Origin of the sequence: Moorena sp. SIO1F2, assembly GCF_010672755.1 — a bacterium.
Taxonomy (GTDB): domain Bacteria; phylum Cyanobacteriota; class Cyanobacteriia; order Cyanobacteriales; family Coleofasciculaceae; genus Moorena.
In genome coordinates this window covers 1-4481 of sequence record NZ_JAAHFV010000456.1, presented here as the reverse complement: position 1 = coordinate 4481, position 4481 = coordinate 1, and the positions used below count along the sequence as shown (strand labels likewise).

3 protein-coding genes and 1 pseudogene are annotated in these 4481 nt (G+C 39.3%); all 4 read right to left on the bottom strand.

The features are described 5' to 3' along the window. A pseudogene (locus F6J94_RS30760) lies at nt 1-267 on the bottom strand (hypothetical protein); the annotation flags it as partial. Nucleotide 268: 1 nt separating this feature from the next. After that, nucleotides 269-2122, bottom strand: coding sequence for a hypothetical protein (locus F6J94_RS30755; protein WP_293047219.1), 1854 nt, complete (start codon nt 2120-2122; stop codon nt 269-271). Then, nucleotides 2119-3072 carry a MoxR family ATPase gene (locus F6J94_RS30750; protein WP_293047216.1) on the bottom strand — a complete coding sequence of 318 codons (954 nt, stop codon included), beginning with the start codon at nt 3070-3072 and terminating at the stop codon, nt 2119-2121. The genes F6J94_RS30755 and F6J94_RS30750 overlap by 4 nt, the downstream gene beginning before the upstream one ends. Further along, on the bottom strand, nt 3057-4085 hold the full coding sequence (locus F6J94_RS30745) for a hypothetical protein (protein WP_293047213.1): 1029 nt from the start codon (nt 4083-4085) through the stop codon (nt 3057-3059). Before F6J94_RS30745 ends, F6J94_RS30750 begins: the two co-directional genes overlap by 16 nt. Nucleotides 4086-4481 lie beyond the last annotated feature (396 nt).

The following is a 4481-nucleotide window of genomic DNA, read 5'->3' as shown; positions in this document are numbered from 1 at the left end:
TGTTTCCAACTCCATCTCATATAGCTCATGTCCCACTTCATGACAGAGAGGGGATAGTAGTAAGTCTGCCACTGCTATCCAAGGGATGTTTAAATTGTCACCCTGTATATCTTGCTGAAAGTTAGCCCACAGACAATAGAGCAAATCAGGTGTCAGAGCAATGGGAAATGCGGCATGATATGCGAAATACAGATGTGCATCACCAAATTTATCCCTAAAGGATTGAATTCTGTGGATAATGTCTGCGGATACACTAGCCTGAGTCATACTAACGGATTGATTTTGCTAATTCTTGATCCCGTCCACGTAATGTCTCGATGGCTTGATAAAGTCCCTGACGATTAACTTCAAACATAGGAACTAGCTTCGCAATTTCCTCAGCAGTGGTGGATTCCCAACGGTGACGGGGGAAAGGATTAAGCCAAGCAATGTTATGTACATAGTGTTTTAACTCCTTCAGAAAAAATTTGGTGCGACGACGACGCCTAGAACTAAACTGTCCACGAGCAGCCCCGGCATCACTAAATATTAAGCAAACTACTCGTGTTTTTGGCAGTTGTGACAGACAATCTTCAATGGGTACTGCTTCTAGGTGGTATGGATCTTGGTAAAGATAGTCACTGGGGCAATTATGGAAATAATAAACCCTGACCTGATTAAAACGTCCACCTCTTGAGGCTGTATCCACCAGTGCTTGTGAAAAGTGATGAAAAGGCACCATCGAGCCATCTTGATCGATCAGCAATAAAAGCTCTATCTTATTAATGCGACGAGGCTTTAGTACCGGATTGAGTAGAAAACCCTGTTGTCCAATTTGCTCTACGGTTGCTTCCAGGTCTAGTTCCGTTGGTACCCCCTCTCGCGTCAAATGTCGCAGATAGCGCCACCCTTGCTTCATTTGCCGATAGGTAACGGGAAGATCGTTATTTATAATCAGGAAAGTCTCTCCCAGCTGACCGTCAGGCGGTTTGATTGCTTTGACAACTTGTATTTTGTCAAATAGGGTCTGAATAACTTTAGGGGAGAGCTTAGCTATGGGTAAATTTGTCAGATCTTCAGTATCTTCGTGATCAGAAGCTCTAATTTTTTTTCGCAGACTTATTATTTTGACAACAATCATCCTTATAGTCAGCAAGCCTGTCATTATAATCCCAAAAAAAATAACTAAATAAATAATAGCAATAAGCGGATGTAAAGGCTTTTCATTATTATCTGTTTTGGGAGAATCAGTAATAGGAGATTTGGGATTATTAAAATTACTATTATCTTTATCTTCGGTATCATTAATAGTAAAATTAGCAATGTCTTGTGGAATAATTTTGACTTGCCCTTGAGGGTTAGTTAATTGGAAAGTAATTGGCTCATTACCCTCGTAACTTTTGTCATATAAGATAGGAATAGGTACTTCCTGTACTCCAGATTGACCATCAGTGAAGGTGACAGTGATAGAAGTTTCTTGAAAGTCCTTCAATGAGGCTCTTATTTTTATCCACTCATCGTCGCCTTCATCTATCAATAATTCCCAATCCTTAACTGATTGTCCTAGATAATAATCGTTGGTTTCATCAATAATAATTGTTGCACTGACCTCACCTCTACTGCCACCAGTGCGGGCAATTAGAATTTTGGGATTTTTGTCATTCTCTTGTATAGTCCCAAGGGAGTTAGATAAGGGTTCAGTCTTAAAGCTTAAGGTTCCAGGATTTTCTGGCAGTGGTTTTGGCCATAGCCAAGGAATTAGGATAGCTGTTACTAGGAAAGCAATAACTCCCAAAATAATGTATCGAATCCGTCGAATAGGTTTCCCCTGTTTGGTATTGGCATTATTGAGTCGTGAGTTATCTACAATCCTTTCTTGATAACGACTTGCTTTCGTAGTGCTTGGTAAAATATCTTGTTTAGTATCTTCGGGGATTAACTGGTCAAAATACTCTTGGAATATGAGTTGCTCCTGATCAGATTTAACCCAAAGGGTGGAACACAGTTGAGCTAAAGCATTGCGGTCATCCTTACCGAAACCACCATCCACTGCCTGGAGCAACAGGTGATATTCCTCTAACCCTAAGGGTAGTCCTGCTTCTCGGAGACGATTGAATAACTCTAGCAGTGCTCGCTCATTCATTCCCTATCCTCACTTAGCCTGAGATAACTAATATGTGCTTCCCAACTCTTTAGCAATACTTCTAAATAGGGAAGCGGTTTTTGGGATAATTTTCGTAATGCCTCTTCTAGAGTATCTTGCTTTAGGGCTTGAATCCAATCCAATAATTCACTGGTACTTACTTTTTTAGTAGATCGTCCAGTTTCCTCTGCCATTAATTCACGCAATTCTAAAAATCGGGAAACGGATTTTTTGGTCAGGTCATCGGCAATATCTGGAAATCTAGCCTTGACAATATGCACAATCTGCTCGGATTTAGGAAATTTAACATAGTGGAATAAACACCGTCGTAGGAAGGCATCCGGTAAATCTTTCTCATCATTACTGGTTATAAATACAATCGGTGCCGCTTTGGCACTGATTTCCATTTCTTGATCATCCACTCTAACTTCTTCAATTTTAATAATTTTTTCCTCAAGTTCTAGAAGCAAGTCATTAGGGAAATCAATATCAGCTTTATCAATTTCATCAATCAAGACCACCGTAGGTTTGTCATTATTAAAGGCTCGTCCCAATGGTCCCAGACGCACATAGGAGGTTGGGTCATCAAATCGTTGCTTTTCTGCCTGTGTCAAGGAACCAGATGCCGCCAATTGAGCATCCCGCAACCTGCCCACGGTATCATAGGTATAGAGTCCATCTTTGGCTCGGCTAGTGGATTTGATATACCAAGCCTCGAAAGGCAGTCCTAACTCATAGGCTACTGCGATCGCTAATTTAGTCTTACCACATCCAGGCTCACCCCTTAGCAGTAGTGGACGCTTTAAGTAAATCGCTAAATTCACTGCGTCTATTAATTCTTTGCTAGGAAGATAGGGATAAATTAGTTTGCCCTGATAGGTTTCTCCAGGGATTTTGGGTTGAACTCGACCGGTGTATTTAAGATAATTTTTATTTACAGGCGAAACCATTTTTCCTCCTGGTCATACCAATTACAGCCCCAGAGCTCACAAATTTTACGAAACGTAGGCTCTGGAATGCCTTTCTTTGCCAACAGTATTTTAACCGTTTGCTCTTTATCATCGGAAAGAGTCTCTGGTAAATAGTCTTCTTGGTGATCGAGCCAAGTTCTAATAGTTTTGTGACAAAAGGGGATAATCTCTGGTAATTCAAAGGGAAGTCTAGTTTTAAAATCAGGTTGGTAATCAGTGACAAAACCAATATTCCATGACCTGACCAATCCTTGATAATCTAGAAAAAAAATTAACAACTTAAATTGACTTGGTTGATGTTGGGATATCTTTTGAACTAGCCCAGTCCATAAATTATCAATTAAATCTCTCAAATTATCTTCAATTGATTCATCGACATTGTTAAAACAAATCAAAACATGCTGGGATTGCCATAACTTTAACAGTCCAGTCACAATCTCACCAGGAGAGCTTTCTTCTGCTAAACTAATTCTACCTGCAAATTCTTCCCAAATACTGGACATATCAGTCCTTAAGCTTCTTCTGTGTAAATCAATAACTATCTTTTTATATACCAAGTCTTGGGCAACCTTAAATGCTAATCGATTCGCTAACCATCCTTGACCATAGTTATGATAATTACCATGAATGAGAAATGCACCGTGAGATTCTTGATGGGTTCTGACAATTTTTTCAAATAGCTGTTGTTGCTGCCAATACCCCAACTTTAGCAAAACTTTATATAAGGTATCAACGTTTTGAGGTTTCTTTATAGGCTGAGAATGATTGCCTCTCTGATAGTTCTCGATTTTTTCCTCTATATCATCAAGTTTTTCTTCTATTTCCTCTATCTCTTCTTCACATTCTTTAATTTCCTCCTTTAGCTTAAACTTCACTGCTGTATCAGTCTCAATAGTATACCTTCTACTGAGCATCCTCAACTTTTCGCTTAATATTTCATAAATTTCTTCAAAGTCTTTGTGTTTTTGCTTCAAGCGTCTAAGTGAGGGCATTGGTCACTCTCAAGATTTAGCTCTAACATAGTAGTTTTCTACCTTACTCCTGATTTTAACTGGTACAGCCGGGAATTAAGGCTTCTGGCCAATACACCATATGTCTTTTGCCTTTTGCATTTTGCCTTGCCCATAGCGCTATATTTGTCACCCTTACCCCGACCAACAAATAATCCACGAAAATGAAACAGCCCTGACATTGGGAGCAGGGCTGTTTCAAAATGCAATAAGTTAGTGATTTTGGGGAATCGAGGAAATACAACTAAATTTAATTAAAACTATGCCAATATACTCTTTGAAACCAGACTAATTAGCCTGGTTCAATCAACTGAAACGACTAACAAAACCTTAAATTGTTCGATAACTAGGCACGAAAATTATTCTATCAAACAGACA